Source organism: Paraburkholderia sediminicola, from assembly GCF_046026855.1.
GTDB classification, from domain to species: Bacteria; Pseudomonadota; Gammaproteobacteria; order Burkholderiales; family Burkholderiaceae; genus Paraburkholderia; species Paraburkholderia sediminicola_A.
Window position 1 is genome coordinate 16925 of record NZ_JAQQET010000019.1, and the last position, 19605, is coordinate 36529.

16 protein-coding genes are annotated in these 19605 nt (G+C 61.7%); 13 read left to right on the plus strand and 3 right to left on the minus strand.

The window, feature by feature from the left end; genetic code table 11:
• Positions 1 to 13 precede the first annotated feature (13 nt).
• The 3 genes from PQR40_RS21235 to PQR40_RS21245 all read left to right on the plus strand — a co-directional run bounded on the left by PQR40_RS21235 (position 14) and on the right by PQR40_RS21245 (position 2232).
• Positions 14 to 493 (plus strand): nuclear transport factor 2 family protein, encoded by a 480-nt coding sequence (locus PQR40_RS21235; protein WP_408336866.1) that lies wholly within the window; start codon positions 14 to 16, stop codon positions 491 to 493.
• 223 nt (positions 494 to 716) lie between these two features.
• Complete coding sequence (locus PQR40_RS21240) at positions 717 to 1235, plus strand: hypothetical protein (RefSeq protein WP_408509809.1); 519 nt, start codon at positions 717 to 719, stop codon at positions 1233 to 1235.
• Positions 1236 to 2055: 820 nt separating this feature from the next.
• The gene (locus PQR40_RS21245) at positions 2056 to 2232 is read left to right on the plus strand and encodes a hypothetical protein (RefSeq protein WP_408240750.1); all 177 of its coding nucleotides are present in this window, start codon (positions 2056 to 2058) and stop codon (positions 2230 to 2232) included.
• A 32-nt stretch (positions 2233 to 2264) separates the two neighbouring features.
• On the opposite strand, the gene PQR40_RS21250 is transcribed toward PQR40_RS21245, so the two are convergent.
• Positions 2265 to 3512 carry an ATP-binding protein gene (locus PQR40_RS21250; RefSeq protein WP_408240747.1) on the minus strand — a complete coding sequence of 416 codons (1248 nt, stop codon included), beginning with the start codon at positions 3510 to 3512 and terminating at the stop codon, positions 2265 to 2267.
• On the minus strand, positions 3496 to 4236 hold the full coding sequence (locus PQR40_RS21255) for a response regulator (RefSeq protein WP_408336860.1): 741 nt from the start codon (positions 4234 to 4236) through the stop codon (positions 3496 to 3498). Before PQR40_RS21255 ends, PQR40_RS21250 begins: the two co-directional genes overlap by 17 nt.
• A gap of 365 nt (positions 4237 to 4601) precedes the next feature.
• Between PQR40_RS21255 and PQR40_RS21260 the strand changes: the two genes are divergently transcribed.
• From PQR40_RS21260 to PQR40_RS21305, 10 genes are all read left to right on the plus strand, one after another.
• Positions 4602 to 5822, plus strand: a complete 1221-nt coding sequence (locus PQR40_RS21260; protein ID WP_408509810.1) for an efflux RND transporter periplasmic adaptor subunit — start codon at positions 4602 to 4604, stop codon at positions 5820 to 5822.
• 12 nt (positions 5823 to 5834) lie between these two features.
• Entirely contained in the window at positions 5835 to 9038 is a 3204-nt protein-coding gene (locus PQR40_RS21265) for an efflux RND transporter permease subunit (RefSeq protein WP_408509811.1), read from the plus strand.
• Entirely contained in the window at positions 9035 to 10501 is a 1467-nt protein-coding gene (locus tag PQR40_RS21270; protein WP_408509812.1) for an efflux transporter outer membrane subunit, read from the plus strand. Before PQR40_RS21265 ends, PQR40_RS21270 begins: the two co-directional genes overlap by 4 nt.
• 248 nt (positions 10502 to 10749) lie before the next feature.
• Positions 10750 to 11445, plus strand: a complete 696-nt coding sequence (locus PQR40_RS21275; RefSeq protein ID WP_408389739.1) for a DNA alkylation repair protein — start codon at positions 10750 to 10752, stop codon at positions 11443 to 11445.
• A gap of 328 nt (positions 11446 to 11773) precedes the next feature.
• On the plus strand, positions 11774 to 14164 hold the full coding sequence (locus tag PQR40_RS21280) for a HAMP domain-containing protein (RefSeq protein WP_408509813.1): 2391 nt from the start codon (positions 11774 to 11776) through the stop codon (positions 14162 to 14164).
• 33 nt (positions 14165 to 14197) lie between these two features.
• Positions 14198 to 14932: a methyl-accepting chemotaxis protein gene (locus tag PQR40_RS21285; RefSeq protein ID WP_408509814.1), complete on the plus strand. Its 735-nt coding sequence runs from the start codon at positions 14198 to 14200 to the stop codon at positions 14930 to 14932.
• A complete protein-coding gene (locus PQR40_RS21290; RefSeq protein ID WP_408389733.1) occupies positions 14929 to 15468 on the plus strand; it encodes a hypothetical protein in 540 nt (179 codons plus the stop codon). Before PQR40_RS21285 ends, PQR40_RS21290 begins: the two co-directional genes overlap by 4 nt.
• Before the next feature lie 20 nt (positions 15469 to 15488).
• Positions 15489 to 15854 (plus strand): response regulator, encoded by a 366-nt coding sequence (locus tag PQR40_RS21295; RefSeq protein ID WP_408240720.1) that lies wholly within the window; start codon positions 15489 to 15491, stop codon positions 15852 to 15854.
• A 241-nt stretch (positions 15855 to 16095) separates the two neighbouring features.
• Complete coding sequence (locus PQR40_RS21300) at positions 16096 to 16950, plus strand: class II glutamine amidotransferase (RefSeq protein WP_408509815.1); 855 nt, start codon at positions 16096 to 16098, stop codon at positions 16948 to 16950.
• Between the two features lie 183 nt (positions 16951 to 17133).
• On the plus strand, positions 17134 to 18300 hold the full coding sequence (locus PQR40_RS21305) for a porin (protein WP_408240714.1): 1167 nt from the start codon (positions 17134 to 17136) through the stop codon (positions 18298 to 18300).
• 122 nt (positions 18301 to 18422) lie between these two features.
• Here the strand turns inward: PQR40_RS21305 and PQR40_RS21310 are convergent, their stop codons facing one another.
• Positions 18423 to 19388: a LysR family transcriptional regulator gene (locus PQR40_RS21310; protein ID WP_408240711.1), complete on the minus strand. Its 966-nt coding sequence runs from the start codon at positions 19386 to 19388 to the stop codon at positions 18423 to 18425.
• Positions 19389 to 19605: the final 217 nt, after the last annotated feature.

Sequence of the window (19605 nt, forward strand, 5' to 3'; positions counted from 1 at the left end):
CTGAGGAGCCACCATGGCCGACCCGATCGAAACCCGCCCGCCCCTACCGCCGTTCACACGCGAAACCGCGATCCAGAAGGTGCGCGCCGCAGAAGACGGCTGGAATACCCGTGACCCCGAACGCGTGTCGCTCGCGTACACGCCGGATAGCGTCTGGCGCAATCGTGCCGAGTTCACGCATGGGCGCGCGGAGATCGTCGGACTGCTGCGCCGCAAATGGGCAAAGGAACTCGACTACCGCCTGATCAAGGAACTGTGGGCTTTCACGGATAACCGCATCGCCGTGCGTTTTGCCTACGAGTGGCACGACGACTCGAACAACTGGTTCCGTTCATACGGCAACGAGAATTGGGAGTTCGATGAACACGGGCTGATGGCGCGCCGTCATGCCAGCATCAACGATCTGCCGATCCGCGAGGCCGACCGTCTTTATCATTGGCCGCTCGGCCGCCGTCCCGACGATCATCCGGGCCTGTCCGACCTCAGTCTCTAGGCCTTTCCCAGACGTCAACGGTGGACACCTGCCGGGTGTTCACTGCTTTGCCATCGGTTCTCCGTTATGGTTTCATCTGCGCCGTGGGGCACGTCCTGTGCCCGCGCGCCCGAGCGTGCCCTCCACATCGCCAGTGCGGGTTGAGGTACAGTGCGCGACGGACGGCAAGCAGAAACACCTCGAACATAGACGACACCGGCGCTCGACCGGTGACGGAGATCCCATGCATTTTCGGCAGATAAAGAAGCAGATTCGACACACGACCGTGGCGCTTGTCGCGAGCCTGGCCGCGGCGTCTGCGGCGCATGCGGCCAATTGGTGCGAGAGCGGCGTATGGGTCGACGCAATGCTCGGCTCGTATCACATCAACCCGGACCCGAACACGCATTTCGAACAGTTCAATCCTGGCCTTGGCGTCGAATGCTGGCTCAACAATCAATGGGCGCTGACTGCCGGCGGCTTTCGCAATTCGCTGCGGCGGCCTTCTTATTATGGCGGCGGCGTCTGGGCGCCGGAATTCGCGCACTGGGGCATCGTGCGGGTCGCGGCGATGGGCGGGATCATCTCGGGCTATAACTATGGCAACTGGGGTCTGGGCCGTAACCATACGATCGGGCCGGTGGTCGCACCGATCGTGATGGTTGAATACAAACGCGTCGGGGCTAACTTCATTGTGATTCCGCCGATCCCTTCGGACGATCTTCCGTTCACGATCGGGTTTCAGTTGAAGGTGAAGTTCTAGTAGAAGAGGTTCGGTTTTTTGTTTATGGGTTCGGGCTTTTGACTGATTCCAGCGCTAGAGGCCTTGCGGCGGGATTGACGGAGGTGAGGTTTTTCGGGAGAGGTATTGCCGAAGGCCCGAAGGACGCGATGGATATGAGTTTCAGCTCCTGGAAGTCCTCACCATCCTGGAAACACTCACCTTGACACGCGATTCGACGACACCAGGTGCTTTCACGCTCGGGTTCATCGAGCAGTGAAGAATGGTGAGGAATTCCAGGAGACGTTGTTATCCCAACCAATGGTGAGGAATTCCAGGAGACGACATCATCTCCGTCATAGGTGAGTCATTCCATGAGCCGAACAGCACCTTGGAAGCGCGCAAAGACGCACTAAGGTGAGGAATTCCAGGAGATGATCCGCAAAGGTGAGCGATTCCAGGAGGTGAGAAATTGCCATGCTGGGCGCGCACCTCAAATAAGGTGAGGATTTCCAGGGAGTCCTCGTCATGGCCGCCGACGGTGATGTGGCAAGCGCTCCAAACCTCACCTTGATGCGCGCCAGTGCAGGACCGATACCACCCATCTCCTTACATCCTCTTCCATATGCAAACAAAGCGTGTGTGCGGCACCTTGCGTCGCCCCACACCGCAAAATCCGTGTTACCTGCGCCGCACGGCGACGCACACCTCAACCTTTCGTGACAAAAGCAGGCACGCCTCGCCATCTTGTAACGGCGTCGTAAAACATGATCTCCCGCTGATTGATAAGTTGCGGATAACGCGCGTCGTCGCCACTTGAGCAACGACTTTGCGTGACCGTAGATCTATCGAAGGAGAAAGCATGAAGAAGCTATTGACGATCGCGGCGCTGGCCGCACTGAGCGCAACCTTGAGCGGTTGCTGGTGGGGTCCGCCTCCGGGTTGGGGCGGCGGCGGCCCGGGCGGTGGTGGACCCGGCGGCCCCGGCGGCGGGCCGCACAGCGCGATCGTCGTTCCTGACAACACGGCTCAAGTCTGAGCCGTAAATCAAGCCGAAAACGAAGCCGATAACTAGGCGGGAAACGTAAGCGTCACCACGAAACCGCCATCGGCGGCGTTATCGGCATGAAAAGCGCCGCCGTTATACCGCACGAGGCGCCGCACGATCGCGAGCCCCAGTCCGCAGTGAGCATCGCCGCTGCGTGCTTCATCGAGCCGTACGAACGGTTGCAGCGCGCGATCCAGTTGAGCGCTGGGGATACCGCCGCCGTGGTCGCGCACCTCGAGCATGTACTGGCCGTCGCGGCGCGAGGTCGAGATTTCCACGGGCGGCTCGCCGTAGGTGAGTGCGTTTTCGATCAGATTGGTCAGGATCCGGTCGAGGTCGACAAGCGGCAAGCCGAAACCATCGCCGGCCTGCAGATCGAGGCGCACGAGCGCTTCGTCCGCGAGACTGTCGCCGTAATGCCGGCGGCAGTGAGCGTCGACGCTCGTGCTTGGCGAGGTATCCGCCGTCTCACGCGCAAAATCGAGAAACTGCGTGACGATGCGCGACAGCGATTCCGAGTCCCGCAAAAAGCCGCGGCGGTTCGCTTCGTCGGGCAGCAGATCCGCGCGCACCTGCATGCGCGTGATCGGCGCACGCAGATCGTGCGCCACGCCGGCCAGCATCACCGCGCGCTCCTGCTCGGCCTGCGCAAGTTCCTGCACCATCTGATTGAAGTCGCCGATCAGTTCTTTCAGCTCGCGCGGGCCGCTCGCCTGTACAACCGGCGCGCGATGGCCGGTGCGGAACTCGCGCGCAGCGAGTGCAAGCCGGTGCAATGGCCGCTGCAATTGCCACGCGCCGACCAGCGCGATGATCACCGCCAGCACCAGCATCGTCGCCGATGCGCCCCAGAAGCGACGCGCCGGCAGCGTCGAGTTTTGCATGGTGATCCAGCCTGGATTTCCGGCGTAGTGGACCCAGACCGTGCCGTCGTCGGTGCCCGCTACGACCTGGCTGCCTGCGGGCAACTTCTTGCGCAAGTCATGCTCGAACGGACCCGAGGTGTTCTCACAAGGCGCGGGACAGCCATAGCGAATCGCGTCTTGCGCATTCACGTAAGACACACCGAGCGTTGCCACGACGCGCGAAGCGGTGAGCGTGCCGTTCTGCCTCGCCTGCACTGCGAGGAGCACGGCGCGCTGCGCATGACCGGCGTCGATCTGGCCGCGGTCACGGTCCACCAGAAGGATGGCGGTGATGTGCACCAGCACGATCAGGCTCACCGTCATCAACGAGAGCCGGCCGAACAGCGTATTAAAGGGATTTTTCATCGTCGTTGCCGCCAGGCACGAACATGTAGCCGATGCCGCGTATGGTCTGGATCCGGCGCGGGTTGGCCGGGTCGTCTTCGAGCAGACGGCGCAGGCGCCATACCGGCACATCGATACCGCGTTCGGTCACTTCCGAGTACGGCCCATGCAGCAGGTCGACGAGCTTCGAGCGCGACAGCGTCTCCATAGGATGCTCGGCAAGCACTTCGAGCAGCGCGTATTCGCCACTGGTCAGCTTGAGCGGTTCGTCGTCGCGAAACAGTGTGCGGGTCGCGAAGTCGAGCCGGAAGCGGCCGAAGCGCAGCGCTTCACGCTTCTCGAGCGCCGCGGTCGTGGCCGTCGAGGGATGCGCGTGCCTGCGCAACACCGCATGAATACGCGCGAGCAGTTCCTGCGGCATGAACGGCTTGCCGAGGTAGTCGTCGGCACCGAGCTCCAGACCGATCACGCGGTCCACGCCGTCTGCGCGCGCCGTGAGCATGATCACCGGAATCGTGTCGCCGGTCGCACGCAGTTGCCTGAGCGCGCTGAGTCCGTCGACGCCCGGCATCATCAGATCGAGCACGATGATCGAGGGCCGCTCGCGTTCCAGGCGGCGTGCCAGTTGGTTCGCGTCGTGCAACACGGATATCTCGATGCCGCGTTGTTGAAAGAAGGTTCTGAGCAGGTCACGAAGGTCGGCGTCGTCGTCGACCAGTAAAACCTGGATGGGCGTGTCTGACATGGCTGAGCCCTGATCGATGAGGACAATGGACGGACAGCGCGGCCGCGCGCCTGTCGCACATCGCAATATAGCGAATCGCGCAAGGGCAGCGGTTTCGGGTTCTTATTCGCGCTTACAGTTTATTACGGAGGCCGCCTCGGGTTCTATCAGCCTGCATGAAGCAATCAACGCCACTCGACGTCTCACTGCCCGATTCAGCGCCTCGCCACGCGTTACGTTACAACTCGTAATCCTTCCCTAAGCCACCGTAAGACGCCGCTCACTATGCTGGGCCATCCCTTGCCGCTGGCGCGGCGTTGCGCGGTTTCCCCAGAGACGCATGCCAGACGGCCCTTTGTCGAATTGAGTCGAAGGATGCCCAACGCATGCCGAATACCCATACCGTGCCCGGACTTTCCCGGCGCGCTCCGAGATTCACGCATCTTGCCGCCGCAGTCGCCGCCGCCACGTTTTTGTTGGCGGGTTGTGGCGAGCAGGCACCCCATGGACCGCCGCAGTCGGTTCCTGAAGTAGGCGTCCAAACGATCGCGCCGCACACCGTTGTGTCGAGTACCGAATTGTCCGGGCGGCTGTCGGCGATCCGTGTCGCCGAGGTCAGGCCGCAGGTCGAAGGCATCATCAGGACACGCCTTTTCACTGAAGGCTCGCTGGTTGCAGCCGGTGCCGTGCTCTATCAGATCGACGCGTCCAGCTATCAGGCGGCGTACGACCAGGCCGTCGGTACGCTCGCCAAAGCCGAGGCGACAGCGAGCGCCGCGCAGACCAAGGCCAGCCGTTACACCGAACTGTCGAAGATCGAAGGTGTGAGCAGGCAGGACTATGACGACGCCGTCGCTGCGTGGGTGGAAGCGAAGGCCGACGTGGTCGCCGACCGCGCCGCATTGAAGACCGCTGCTATCAACCTCGGCTACACCAAGGTGGTTGCGCCGATCGCGGGACGGATCGGCAAATCGAGCGTGACCGAAGGCGCGCTCGTCACCGCGGAGCAGACCACTGCGCTCGCGACGGTCCAGGCGACGACCGAGATGTATCTCGATGTCACCCGCTCTTCCGTCGATTGGCTGCGGTTGCAGAAAGAATTCGCCAGTGGCCAGTTGCAGCAGGCGGGCCCGGACGGCGCGGTCGTTCATCTTGTGATGGAAGACGGCAGCGCGTACGCGCAACCCGGCAAGTTGCTGTTCTCCGATATCACCGTCGACGCCACCACCGGTTCGGTGACCTTGCGTTGCGTGTTCCCGAACCCGGACGGCGTGCTGTTGCCCGGCATGTTCGTGCGCGCGCGGCTTGAAGAGGGCGTGAACCAGCAGGCGATCACGGTGCCGCAACTCGCGGTCTCGCGTGCATCCGACGGTTCGGCGAGCGTGCTGACGGTCGGCGCCGATAACAAAGTCACGCAGACACCCGTCACGGCCGACACCGCATCAGGTGCCGACTGGCTCGTGACGAGCGGCCTCAAGGCGGGCGATCGCGTGATCGTTGCCGGCTCGCAGAACGCGCGCGCGGGCGGCGTTGTGAAGCCGGTTGAATCGGCCGCCCCATCGGGTGCGCCCGCCACCGCGGACAACACGTCGGCCGCACACAGCTAAAGCGAGACACTCATGGCAGGTTTCTTTATCAACCGACCGATCCTCGCGTGGGTCATCGCCATCGTCATCATGATGATCGGCGGCGCCTCCATCGGGACGCTTCCGGTCGAACAGTATCCAAGTGTGGCGCCGGTCTCCGTGCAGATCACGGCGACCTATCCGGGCGCCTCGGCCGAAACCGTGGCAACCACCGTCACGCAGGTGATCGAGCAGAAACTGAGCGGCATCGATCATCTGCTCTACATGTCGTCCACCAGCAGTTCGGCCGGACAGGCCACCATCACGCTGACGTTCCAGCAAGGCACCAATGCCGACATCGCTCAGGTGCAGGTGCAGAACAAAGTGGAGCAGGCCAGTTCGTCGCTGCCGCAAACCGTTCAGGACCAGGGCGTGCAGGTTGCGAAGGCGGCCAATTCGTTTCTGATGATTGTGTCGCTGTCGTCGACTGACGGCAGCATGAATTCCATCGACCTGGGCAATATCATCGCGACGCAGGTCGAAGATCCGCTCACGCAGATCGACGGCGTCGGCGACGTGACGCTGTTCGGCGCGCAGCACGCCATGCGCATCTGGCTCGATCCGGTGAAGTTGCAGGCCGTCGGTTTGACGGCCGGCGACGTCACTACCGCGATCACGAATCAGAACGTGCAACTCTCGGTCGGTCAGATCGGCGGCTCGCCGTCTACGAAGACGCAGGCGCTCAACGCGACCATTTCGGCATCGAGCCTGCTCACTACGCCCGCGCAGTTCGGCGCGATCCTGCTGCGCGTGAATAGCGACGGCTCGAAGGTCATGCTCAAGGACGTCGCGCGCGTCGAGGTCGGCGGCGACGATTACAGCACCGACTCGCGTCTGAACGGCAAGCCGGCGGCCTCGCTCGCGGTCAAACTGGCCAGCGGCGCGAACGCGATGAACGTAGCCAAAGCGGTCCGCGCCAAGCTCGATGAACTGAGTGGGCAATTGCCGCACAACGTGGTGGTCGACTATCCGTACGACACCACGCCGTTCGTGCGCATCTCGATCGAAGAGGTGGTGAAGACGCTGATCGAAGCGGTGATGCTGGTCTTCGTCGTGATGTACGTGTTCCTGCAAAACCTGCGCGCGACGCTGATTCCGACCATCGTCGTGCCGGTCGCCTTGCTCGGCACGTTTGCGGTGATGTCGGCGGTGGGCTTTTCGATCAATGTGCTCTCGATGTTCGGGCTCGTGCTCGCCATCGGGCTGCTGGTGGACGACGCGATCGTGGTGGTGGAAAACGTCGAGCGGCTGATCGCGGAGGAGGGACTGTCGCCCGTCGAAGCCACTCGCAAGGCGATGAAGCAGATCACCGGCGCACTGGTCGGGATTACGACCGTGCTGATTGCCGTGTTCATTCCGATGGCGTTTTTCTCGGGGTCCACGGGCGCGATCTACCGGCAGTTCTCGATCACCATCGTCGCCGCGATGCTGCTTTCCGTGTTCCTCGCGTTGACGCTGACACCGGCGCTGTGCGCCACCCTGCTCAGGCGCGCGGACGTCGAGCACCATACGAAGCGTGGCCTCCTCGGCTGGTTTAATCGTGTGCTCACACGTGGGACCGATCGCTACGATTCGACGGTCTCGCGCGTGATCGGCAAGCCGACGCGCTATATGGTGATCTACGTGCTGATTGTGGGCGTCGTCGCACTGCTCTTCATGAAGCTGCCGTCGTCCTACCTGCCGGACGAGGACCAGGGGATCATCATCACGTCGATTTCCGCACCGGCCGGCACGCCCGCCGCGCAGACCCTGGAAGTCGTGAAAAAGGTCGAGGCGTATTACCTCGGTCTGCCGCAGGTGGACAAGATCATCGCGTTGACCGGCTTCAGCTTCAACGGCTCGGGGCAGAACAACGGTCTTGCTTTCATCAAGCTCAAGGACTGGAGCACGCGTCGCGGCAGCGACGGCTCGGCGGCGGCGATCATTCAGCGCGCCAACATGCACTTCGCCGCCACGCACGACGCGCAGATTTTCGCGCTCAATCCGCCGGCCATTCAGGAACTCGGTACACAGAGCGGCCTCGACTTCGAACTGGAAGACCGCGCCGGGCAGGGCCACGACAAGCTGATGGCCGCGCGCCAGCAGTTGATCGCGCTCGCCGCGCAGGACAGTGCGCTGTCCGGCATGCGACCCGGCGGCCTCGACGACACGCCGCAGTTCCATGTCGATATTGATCGCGAGAAGGCGAGTGCGCTCGGACTTTCCATCGCCGACGTGAACGACACCTTGCAGACTGCGTTCGGCTCGACTTATGTGAACAACTACGTCGACACGGGACGTATCCAGAAGGTCTATGTGCAGGCCGATGCGCCTTACCGGATGATGCCGTCGGACATTGGACGGTGGTACGTGAAGTCCAGTACGACGAGCAGTTCGAGCACGAGCACATCGAGCAGCAGCACGTCGACTACCAGCACGAGCACCACCACAACGACCGGCTATGACGGCCAGATGGTCCCGTTCTCCGCGTTTGCCACTGGCAAATGGACGTTCGGGCCGCCGCAGATCGAGCGCTTCAACCGCACGCTGGCGATGGAAATCACCGCGCAAACCGGTGCGAACACCAGCACGGGCCAGGCGATGGCCGCCGTCGACGCGCTCGTGAAGAAGCTACCCGCCGGCTTCGGCATCGACTGGACCGGGCAATCGTACCAGGAGCGCATTGCCGGATCGCAGGCGATCTACCTGTACGCGATTTCGCTGGTCGTGGTGTTCCTCTGTCTGGCAGGTCTGTACGAAAGCTGGTCCATTCCGATCGCGGTGATTCTGGTCGTGCCGCTGGGCGTGCTTGGTGCGGTGCTGGGCGCGCATATCCGCGGGCTGTCCGACGACATCTACTTCAAGGTGGGCCTGCTCGCGACCATCGGACTGTCCACCAAGAACGCGATCCTGATCGTCGAATTCGCCAAGGACTTGCAGGCGCAGGGCCGAAGCCTGATCGACGCCACGCTGGAAGCCGCGCGATTGCGTCTGCGGCCGATTCTGATGACTTCGCTCGCCTTCGTGTTCGGCGTACTGCCGCTCGTCATCAGCACAGGCGCCGGTTCGGCGAGCCGGCATGCGATCGGCACCGGCGTGATGGGCGGCATGATCGCCGCGACGCTGCTAGCCATCTTTTTCGTGCCGGTGTTCTTTGTCGTCGTGCGCCGCCTGTTCGGTGAGCACGGCGATGCCAAGCAACAGGAAGGTGTTGAATGATGAGACTCAAATTGGGCGCATGCATGGTGGCGTTTGCCGTTGCCATGCTGACGGGTTGCACGCTAGACCCACACTATGAACGGCCCGCAGCCCCGGTCGCGGTGGCGTATCCAAAGGGCGACGCATACGAGAGCACGAGCGCCGCCGCAGCAGCAGCTACTGCGGCTTCGGCAACCGCCGTGGCCACGACCACGGCAGGTACGACGACTGCCGCAGCGCCGCTCGGCGCCGATATGGCCTGGCGCAGTTTCTTTCGCGACGAGCGTCTGCAACGGCTGATCGAGATCGCGCTCGACAACAACCGCGACCTGCGAGTCGCCGCATTGAACGTGGCTGAGTACGAGGCGCAATACCGTATCACGCGTGCCGCGCTCGCGCCGTCGATCAGCGCGAGCGGCAGTCTGACTCGCGAGCGCACTTTGGGCGTAACGAGCAGTTCCACCGGCGTGAGCGTCGGCACGACTTCGTGGGAGATCGACTTCTTCGGCCGCTTGCGCAGCCTCAAGCGCCAGGCCCTGGAAAACTATCTCGCGACGGATGCCTCGCGGCAGAGCACGCAGATCAGCTTGATCGCGACCGTGGCGACCGACTATCTGACCCTGCTGTCCGACGAACGTCTTCTGCAAATAACCGAAGATACGGTCAAGGCGGATCAGTCGACGTACGACGTGACCAAGCGAATCCAGGCGTTGGGCAATTCGTCGATGCTCGACGTGCAACAGGCGCAAAACTCATTGGCGAGCGCGAAGGCGAGTCTGGCGTCTTACCGGCGCGCCGTGGCGCAGGACCGCAACAACCTGGTCGCCGTGCTGGGTGCGCCGATCCCGGACGACCTTCCTCCCGCCCGCGCATTCGACGACGAGTCGACGTTCGCCGACATCGGTGCGGGCGTGCCGTCACTGCTGCTCACCCGCCGTCCCGATATCGTGCAGGCGGAACACGCGCTGAAGGCGGCGAACGCGAACATCGGCGCCGCGCGCGCTGCGTTCTTCCCGAAGATCGAGCTGACGGCTTCAGCCGGGACATCGAGTTCGACGCTGTCAAGTCTGTTCAAGGCGGGCACGGGCGCCTGGGCATTTGCGCCGACCGTGTCGGTACCGATCTTCGATTACGGCAGCAATAAGGCGTCGCTCGACGTCGCCAAAATCGAGAAGCAGATCGAGGTGGCCGATTACGAGAGCACGATCCAGACAGCCTTCAAGGAGGTCGCAAACGCGCTGACCGCGCGCGCGACTTACGTCGATCAGGTGGAGGCGGATCGCGAATATGTGGCGTCGTCACAGCGGTATTACACGCTTGCTCAGGCGCGCTACAAGACGGGCACGGATAGCTTCCTCACGTTCCTCGACGCGCAGCGCACGCTCTACACCGCGCAGCAGCAACTTGCGACGGATAGCCTGTCGCGGCAGGCCAATCTCGTGACTTTGTACAAGGTGCTGGGTGGCGGTTGGGAGGGCGGCTAGAAGCTGATAGGTGAGGAGATTCGGGAGTCGGCGCGGTGAGAATAGTGCTACCTGTCTGCGCACTTCAGACCCAAAGGTGAGAAGATTCGGGAGCATGCGACAAGCTCTTCGTGCACAAGCGCGTATCGAATGACAAACCCTTTTGGAACACTTGCCTCGCGTGACCAAATCGGTGATTGTTAACACGATGGAAGACCCGGCCGGCATCCACCGGATGCTCGCGGTTCCAATCGAGCGAACATCACACAATGACACCCAACGCTTTCCGCAAAGAAATCAAGGCCGCGCTCGCCCCGCACGCCGAGGCACAGCGCGCTGTCGCCATGCGTGCCTATATGCGGGACAACTTCGACTTCATCGGTGTGCCGACACCCTTGCGGCGGCAAGCGGTATTGCCGGTGTTCAAGCGCTTGTCGGTGGAAAATGCCGAGCACCTGCTCGCCTGTGCCAACGTCCTTTGGTCCATGCCGCAACGCGAGTATCACTACGTGGCCACTGACCTGTTAGCACGCAAATGGAAGGCGCTTGCGGTTGCGGACATTGCGCATCTGCTCGCGCTCGCCCAGCGCAACACCTGGTGGGATTCGATTGATCCGCTGGCAGGCGTGGTGGGCGATGTGCTGAAAGCCGCGCGAGCGCAGACGCCACAGGCCCAGGCTTCGATGGATGCGGCGCTTCTGCATGAATCGCTGTGGGTTCGGCGCATCGCGATGATTCATCAACTCGGCTGGCGCGACCAGACTGACGAAGTGCGTTTGTTCGGTTACGCGCGTTCGCTCGCGGCCGAAAGCGACTTCTTCATCCGTAAAGCGATCGGTTGGGCGTTGCGCGACTACGCGTGGCATGCGCCTCAAGCGGTGAGCCGCTTTCTATTCGAATCACGGGACATCTTGTCGCCGCTTAGCTTGCGTGAGGCGGCGAAGCATCTGCCGCCGATCGGCTGACGCGTCGAGCGCGCGACCTCCGCGAATCAGTCCACACCGTGCACCGACAATCGGACGGCGTTCCGTCTGCGCGCGCAGTTTGTTGGAATGGCGACCGCACACAAAATTAATAGCCATTAATTAACGGCGTTAAAACCAGAAACTTTAGAAATATATTTAACGTCTTCTCCGCTATTCAAAATTGTGTAGTCATCGCTTAGTAACATGACTCAGCAATACTCAGCAAAGCTGCAAGCACGACCAGGCTGCAGGCATTACCCAACACTTTGCAAAAAACGCGCAGCCCCGATCGAGGGCCGACGCAAAAGGCCACCCGCGGGGGTTTCACATGACTATCCGTCATCGCATTACGCTATTGGTTGTCTTGATGTTTGTCGCCTTGCTGACGATCGGCGGCTACGCCGTCTATCAGACGCGCGGCAGCGCAGCCGAAGTGCGCAAAGTGACCGAAGGCGTTGTGCCTAGTGCGCTTGCCTCGGCCGACCTCGTCTCGCAGGTCAAGGACGTGCAACTCGCCACCATGACGCTCGTCTACGCGCCGGACGCCAACATGGTCGCGCAGGCACAGGACGAACTAAAGAAGAAAAAGGCCTCGTTGCAACAGGCCCTCGCGCTGCAAGCCAAAGACGCAGCGAGCCATGCGCAGCAAGGTCTCGTTTCCCAGGCTAACGACAGCCTCGGGAACTACTTCTCCGCTATCGCCGAGACCGCGAAAATGAAGGCCGACGGCAAGAACGAACTCGCGCAAGCGTATCTGTTTGCCAACGTCGCGCAGTATCGCGACGAGCTCGAAGGTATTGTCGAAACGCTCCGCGTCGAGAAGAACCGCCAGAAAGACGAGGCGATCACCGCACTGAACGCCGCGCTCGCCACCATCACGACAGCCATCGCCGTTGTTACCGGTATCGCGATCATTCTGCTGACCTCGATCGGCTCGCTGCTTTACCGTCAGATCACCCGCCCGCTCAGCCGCATGCAAGCCATGATGAGCGAGATCGCATCGAGCCAGGATTTCACGCGCCGCGTGCCGGTGGGCCGGTTGGACGAGATCGGCCATTCGATCGTCGCCTTCAACGGCATGATCGAGAAGATCCAGGAAAGCTCGGCGCAGCTCAAGCAGAAGACGGCCGATATTCAGGCGATGTTGCAGAACATGCAGCAGGGTATTTTGACGGTGATCGACGGCGCTGTGGTCCACGCAGAGTACTCCGCGTATCTGGAAGACATCTTCGAAACGAAAGACATCGCCGGCCGCGGTTTGATGGATCTGGTGTTCTCGGATACCGATCTCGGCTCGGACGTGCTCTCGCAAATCGATGCCGCCGCGCATGCGTGCCTCGGCGAAGACTGCATCAACTTCGCGTTCAATCAGCATTTGCTGGTCGGCGAAATTTCGAAGCGCATGGCCGATGGCCGCGTGAAGATTCTCGACCTCAGCTGGTCGGCGATCACCGACGAAAACGACATGATCCTGCGTTTGATGCTATGCGTGCGTGACGTCACCGAGCTGCGCAAGCTCGCTGCAGAAGCCAGCGAACAGCGCCGCCGTCTCGACATGATCGGCGAGATTCTCGCGGTGAGCGAAGAGAAGTTCCATCACTTTATCGAAAGCTCCGCGGGCTTTGTCAGCGAGAACGAGCGCATCATCCGCAAGCATTCGCAAGCGGACCATGCGGCGATCGCCGAACTGTTCCGCAACATGCACACCATCAAGGGTAATGCGCGCACCTATAACCTGGCGCATCTGACCAACGTCGTCCATGAAACCGAGCAGAGCTATCACGAGTTGCGCCAACCGGATGCGGACCGCTCGTGGGATCAGGAAGACCTGATGCAGGAACTGACGCGCGTGCGCGAGGCGATCGAGAGCTACGCGAAGATCAACGAACATAGCCTCGGGCGCAAGGGCAAAGCCGGAGCGAATAGCGCCGGCAACGCCAACCGCTACGTGATGGTCGAGAAGGATCAGATTCAGCAGACGCTGAGCATGCTGGACAAGACGGACGCCAGCGAACTCCACGAATTGCAGTCGATGCGCGATGCGATGCGCCAAACCTTGCGCGCGCTCGGCAGCGAAAGCGTGCGCGATGCGCTGTCCGGCGTGCTGGACTCGCTGCCTTCGCTCGCGCAGGAACTGGGCAAGCCGGCGCCGACCGTGCGTATCGACGACAACGGCTATCGCCTGCGCGGCCAGGCAGGTGGCACGCTGAACAACGTGTTCATGCATCTGCTGCGCAATTCGATGGATCACGGCATTGAAACCGCCGAGGCGCGCAGCGCACGCGGCAAGACACCGGCGGGCATGATCGATATCGAAGTGGGCGTGGACAAGCGGGTGCTGCAGATCACGCTCAGCGACGACGGTCGTGGCCTCGCGCTCGAACGGATCCGCGGCATTGCCGTCGAGCGCGGCTGGATCGGCAGCGATGAACAACTGAGCGACGAAGCCATTGCCGAATTCATTTTCCGGCCGGGTTTCTCGACCGCCGCAACGGTCACGGAAGTGTCGGGCCGTGGCGTCGGCATGGACGCCGTGCGCGATTTCCTTAAGCGCGAGAACGGCCACATTGAATTGCGTTTCACCGACGATCTCAAGGGTGCGTCGTTCCGTCAGTTCCAGACGATCGTCTGCCTGCCGGATAGCGTCACCGTCGATATGCTGGGTGTCGAAGCGCGTGGTAATACCGGCGAAATGCAACTTGACGCGATGGCTGATTGACGCGCTTCGCGACGGACTTCGGAAGGATAGGTTGTGATTCAACAGTATGTATTGGCAGCAGTGGCAGGCAGCGCGGTGACCGCGCTGCTGGCATTTGTCGCGCACAAGTTGCACAGCACGAGGCTGACGGCACGGCTGCGCGCCGAAGCGGACGCCCAGATCAAAGCGTTGTCGGCGGAATACGCGGACCACGGTGAAGTGCTCCGCGAGCACGAACAGGCCGCGCAAGAGATGGAAGCATTGGCCGAACAGTTGCGCGACGAACTGATGCAGCAATCGGCCAGCGTCGAAGCATTGCGCGCAATGCTGAAAGCAGCGACCGACGACAAAGACCAGTGGGCACATCAGGCGCAACAGATAGTCGGCGAAGCCGCGCGTCTGAAGAGTCTCGGCGCAACATTCGAACGCTGGCACGAGCAGATGATCTCGCTGATGACGCAGAACCACGACATGCACGCGAAGAATCAGGAGTTGTCGTCGATCGTCCGGCATGTGGTGATCGTTTCGCTGAACGCGTCGATCGAAGCGGCCCGCGCGGGTCCGGCCGGACGTGGCTTCGCGGTGGTGGCGAGCGAGGTGCGGGCGCTCGCGGCGCGCTCCGAGGAACTGTCGAAGAGCTATCGCGACAGTTTGCATCGCAACGACCTGACCACCACCTCCACGTTTCAGGACATCCAGGCAGGCGGCAAGATGATCGCCGCGTCGCTCTCCAGCGTCGAATCGCTCGCCAATCAGTTCCACTCGAAGCTGCACCAGGTGCCGATGTGATTACGGGCAACGCGAAGGACAGCTTCGACCGCATTTTCCGCAAGGCGGCGCAGGCGCGTTTGCCGCAGGAGGCCGGCGATACGTGCGAGATCGTGCCACTCGCCGAGGCCGGTACGGGCGCGACAAAGGACACTCAGGTGGTCGTGCTGACCATCTCGTCGATCGTGTTCAGACTGCTGCTGATCGTGCACTTCGACGAAAACGGCAGCACCCGCGACTACTACCTGAAACAGCTCGATGAGCGGTCGTTTCAGGAAGTTTTTCTGGAAATCTGCAATCTGTGCTGCGGCGCGATGAATCAGGAACTCCTGCGTTATTTTCCGGACCTCGGCATGTCGACGCCTTATGTATTGAGTGCGCGTTGTCTGGGGCATCTGTCCGAATTGAAGCCGGGTTTGCTGTCGTCGTATTCGATCACGCTTAACGGTTCCGTGCAGCTTGCCGCGACTGTATGCGTGTGTGCGCATGCGCCAATCGACTTCGTGGCCGATACGGGCGTAATCGAAGAAACCAGCGGTGAGCTGGAGTTGTTCTGAAAGTTGTCATAGGAAAAAACATGTCGAAAATTCTGGTGGTGGATGACTCGAGCACGGTACGCGACGAAGTGGCCGGCTTTCTGAAGAGGAACGGTCTGGATGTCGACACGGCGGTGGACGGCAAGGACGGCCTTGCCAAACTGAAGGCCAGCCCCGGCATCAAGCTGGTGATCAGCGACGTCAACATGCCGAACATGGACGGCCTGACGATGGTCGAGAAGATTCGCGGCGAACTCGCGAATACGACCGTCAACGTCATCATGCTGACGACCGAGAGCAGCCCGGCGATGAAAGAGCGCGGCAAGGCGGCAGGGGTGAAAGGCTGGATCGTCAAGCCGTTCAAGGGCGACGCGGTGCTGGAAACGTTCCGCAAGCTGGCGAGCTAGATGCTGCACGCGTGGCGGACCGGCCAAAGGTGAGGGTTTTCGGGAGCCCGCGCGCCGGTGATTTGCAAAGCATGATTCGCTATAACGGCGACGATTGAAACACGCTAGTCTCCCAGTGAATGTGAACGACTGGGATGACACGTGATGGCCGCGAAAACTTCAAAAAGCGCTAGCGCCGCAACCGCGGATGTCGTCACATTCCTGCATGCCCCGGCGCGATGGGTATAGGGCGGCCGCGGACATGTGCCAATTGCTCGCCCTCAGCTGCGCCGAACCCACTGACGTCAGTTTCTCGCTGACGGGCTTTGCCGCACGCGGTGGCCTCACCGACCATCACGTCGACGGCTGGGGCGTGGCGTTCTACGAAGATCGCGCTTGCCGCGTGTTCGTCGATGAGAAACCCGCGTATCAGTCGCCGGTAGCGGAGTTTCTGAGGAGCTATCCGATCAAGTCGCGCAATGTCGTCGCGCATATTCGCAAGGCGACTCAGGGCGGCGCGCGTGTGGAAAACTGCCACCCGTTCATGCGCGCGTTGCGCGGCCAGCAATGGGTGTTCGCGCATAACGGCGACCTGCAGCCGCTTGGTGAGTCAGAGCAAGGTCCGTATGCGCCGGTCGGCACGACCGATAGCGAAGCGGCGTTCTGCTTCATCATGAATCGCCTCTACGCGCATTTCGCCATGCACGCGGACACGGACGTGGACGACGTCGATGCCGTGTTCCATGTTATCGAACAGGCGACACGCACGCTGAACCCGTATGGCATTTTCAACTTCGTGCTGTCCAACGGTACGGCGCAATTCGCGTATTGCTCGACGCGTCTGTCGTACGTGATACGTCACTGGCCGTTTTCGAGCGCACGTCTCGTCGACGGCGATCTGACGGTGGATTTCGCCGAGCGTGGCACACCGGCCGATCGCACGGCGGTGATCGCCACCACGCCGCTCACCGATGAAGTATGGACCACCTGCAAGCCGGGCGATCTGCTGCTGTTCCGCAGTGGCGCGCTGGTGCAGCGCGCGCATGTCCCTGTTCCTGCAGAAGTCCTCGCGACCTCGAAATACGCGCCCTCTGAATTGTCCGCCGTCCCGGCGTGACATCACGCCAATAAGCACGCCAATAAGCACGCCAATAAGCACGCCAATACGTGGCCTTAGAAGCTGCCACGCGATTGTCGCTTTCATATTCATCGAAGAATTAGTTCGTTTGCCGACGCAAATTCCTCTCGTATCGTTTCGCCAGATTTAAACAAATAGAACATTGATACGGGAACTCAAAAAATGAAACGTCTTTCTCTCCTCGCATTGCCTGCCGGTCTTCTGTTTGCTGCCGGCGCTCAGGCGCAAAGCAGCGTCACGCTGTATGGCATCGTCGATGCCGGTATCGCTTATGTGCACAACGCACAAGGCGCGAACGGCCAGAATCAGTCGTCGCTCGTGAAGTTCAGCAGCGGTAACCTGTCCGGCAGCCGTTGGGGTCTCAAGGGCACCGAAGACCTGGGCGGCGGCCTCGCCGCAGTGTTCCAGCTCGAGAACGGCTTCAACGTCGGTACGGGCGCGCTCGGTCAAGGTGGTCGCGAATTCGGCCGCAAGGCGGTGGTCGGCTTGTCGAGCAGTACGTGGGGGACGGTCACGGCAGGACGTCAATACGATCCGATCGTGGATCTGGTTCAAGGCCTCACGGAAGACAACTACTTCGGCGGCGTGTTCGCCACGCCCGGCGACCTCGACAATTACGACAACAGTCTGCGCGTGAGCAACTCGGTCAAGTATGTGAGCCCGGTGTTCGCCGGCTTCCAGGTGGAAGCGTTGTACGGCGTGGGCGGTGTGGCCGGCGCAACCGGCAACGGTCAGACGTACAGCTTCGGCGCGGGCTATGCGAATGGCCCGCTGTCGCTCGGCGCAGGCTACTTCTACGCGAATGGCGGCAACACGGCCACGGCGAATGTGCGCACGTGGACCAGCAGTTCCGATTCGCTGTTCAACACCGTGATCAATGCGGGCTTTGCGAGTGCGAAGTCGATTCAGATCGTACGCGTCGGCGGACAGTACGTAATCGGCGCGGCAACCATTGGCGCGGCTTACTCGAACACGCAGTACGCGAACGATGCGTTCTCCGCGTTCCACGACACGGCCAGGTTCAACAACGGTTCGTTGTTCTTCAACTATCAGATCACCTCGGCCCTGCGCGCCGGCGTGGGCTATAACTACACGTCGCTCACCGGCCCGAGCTCGGCGCACTACAACCAGGTCAACCTCGGTGCGGATTACGCGCTGTCGAAGCGCACCGAACTGTACGCGCTGGCGGGCTACCAGAAGGCGAGCGGCAACACACTGAACGCGAGCGGAACGGTGGTGAGCGCGCAAGCCTCGATCGGCAGTTACGGCGTGAATTCAGGGACTAACAGCCAGGAAGTGGCGATCGTGGGTATTCGTCACAAGTTCTGATTGTCTGGTTGAACGGGCCGGCTGCCTTGACGGCGGCCAGCTTTCCGAATGCCTTCAAGAAACGCAAAGGTGAGAACATTCGGGAGCTGGCGAGCAATCAGCGACACGTGAGTCCACATGCATCATTCCGCCTCACCATCCAGCAATTCCGACGACGACTCCCTCAAGCACTCGCTGAACAGATCTGCCGCCGGCGCGGAGGTATCCGCGCGCCACACCAGCACCACTTCACCTAGCGGTTCGAGCGGCGCGAGCGGCAGCACGCGCATGCGTCCACGGCTCACGTGATGCCGCGCGACCGACAGCGGCAGGATCGACACGAAATCTCCCCCGATCAGCAGCGACAGATTCAATGTCAACGAACTCGATTCGACCGCGCCGCGATCGAGCGGGATGCCTTGCCCGGCGAGCGTCTCGGCCAGCGTCGCGAAAGCTGGCGAACCCCGCAGCGGCGTAATCCAGCGCGCCGCGCGCAGATCGTTCCAGCTCACCGGCATATCCACCTTGCCGAGTGGATGGCTCGCGCCCACTACGAACACGAACGGCTCGCGATGCAACGTCTGCTGACGCAACAAGCCCTGATTGTCGGCGAGCCGGTTACGGCCTAAGGCGAGATCGAGCTCGCCTTCGTCGAGCATCTTGATCAGCTTGTCGAGCGTCGCTTCCACGAACGACAGTGTTGCCGACGGCGCACGCCGCATGAACAGTTCGACCGCATGCGCGATCAGCGGCTGCGGAATCGTCACGACCGCGCCGAAGCGCACGTGACCGGCCGTGCCGGTGGTCAGCGCGCTGACGTCACGGCGCGCCAGTTCGATGTGTCGCAGGACTTCCCGGCCACGTGCGGCCATCACCTTGCCGATGCTGGTCAACTCGACCGCATTGCCGACCCGTCGGGCGACCGGCACGCCGAGCGCCTCCTCGATTTCACCGATCTGCTTCGAAATGGCCGGCTGTGTGACGTGGAAGGCGGCCGCAACCCGCGTCACCTGCCCGAGCTCCGCGAGACTCGCCAGGATGCGCAGATGCGGCAGCTTCAGGCCGCTGCGGAAGAAGCGGTCGATCGCGTCGTTTTCGGTCGTTGCCATCTGTGTTTACCCGGCTGACATAACTAAATGGTAATGACTTTCGCCAAAACAGTGATTTGCGGTGTGGCGCTCAATCCGGCTAATCTCCCATATCGGCAGGATGGTAGAGCGTGAAGTGGGTGGATCGAGCATAGCAGCTACGCATCGACCATATGACTCAGGGTATAACCGGAGTCGCTCCACGCGCCGCATTGCCGCGACCACAGCGCGCATTCAA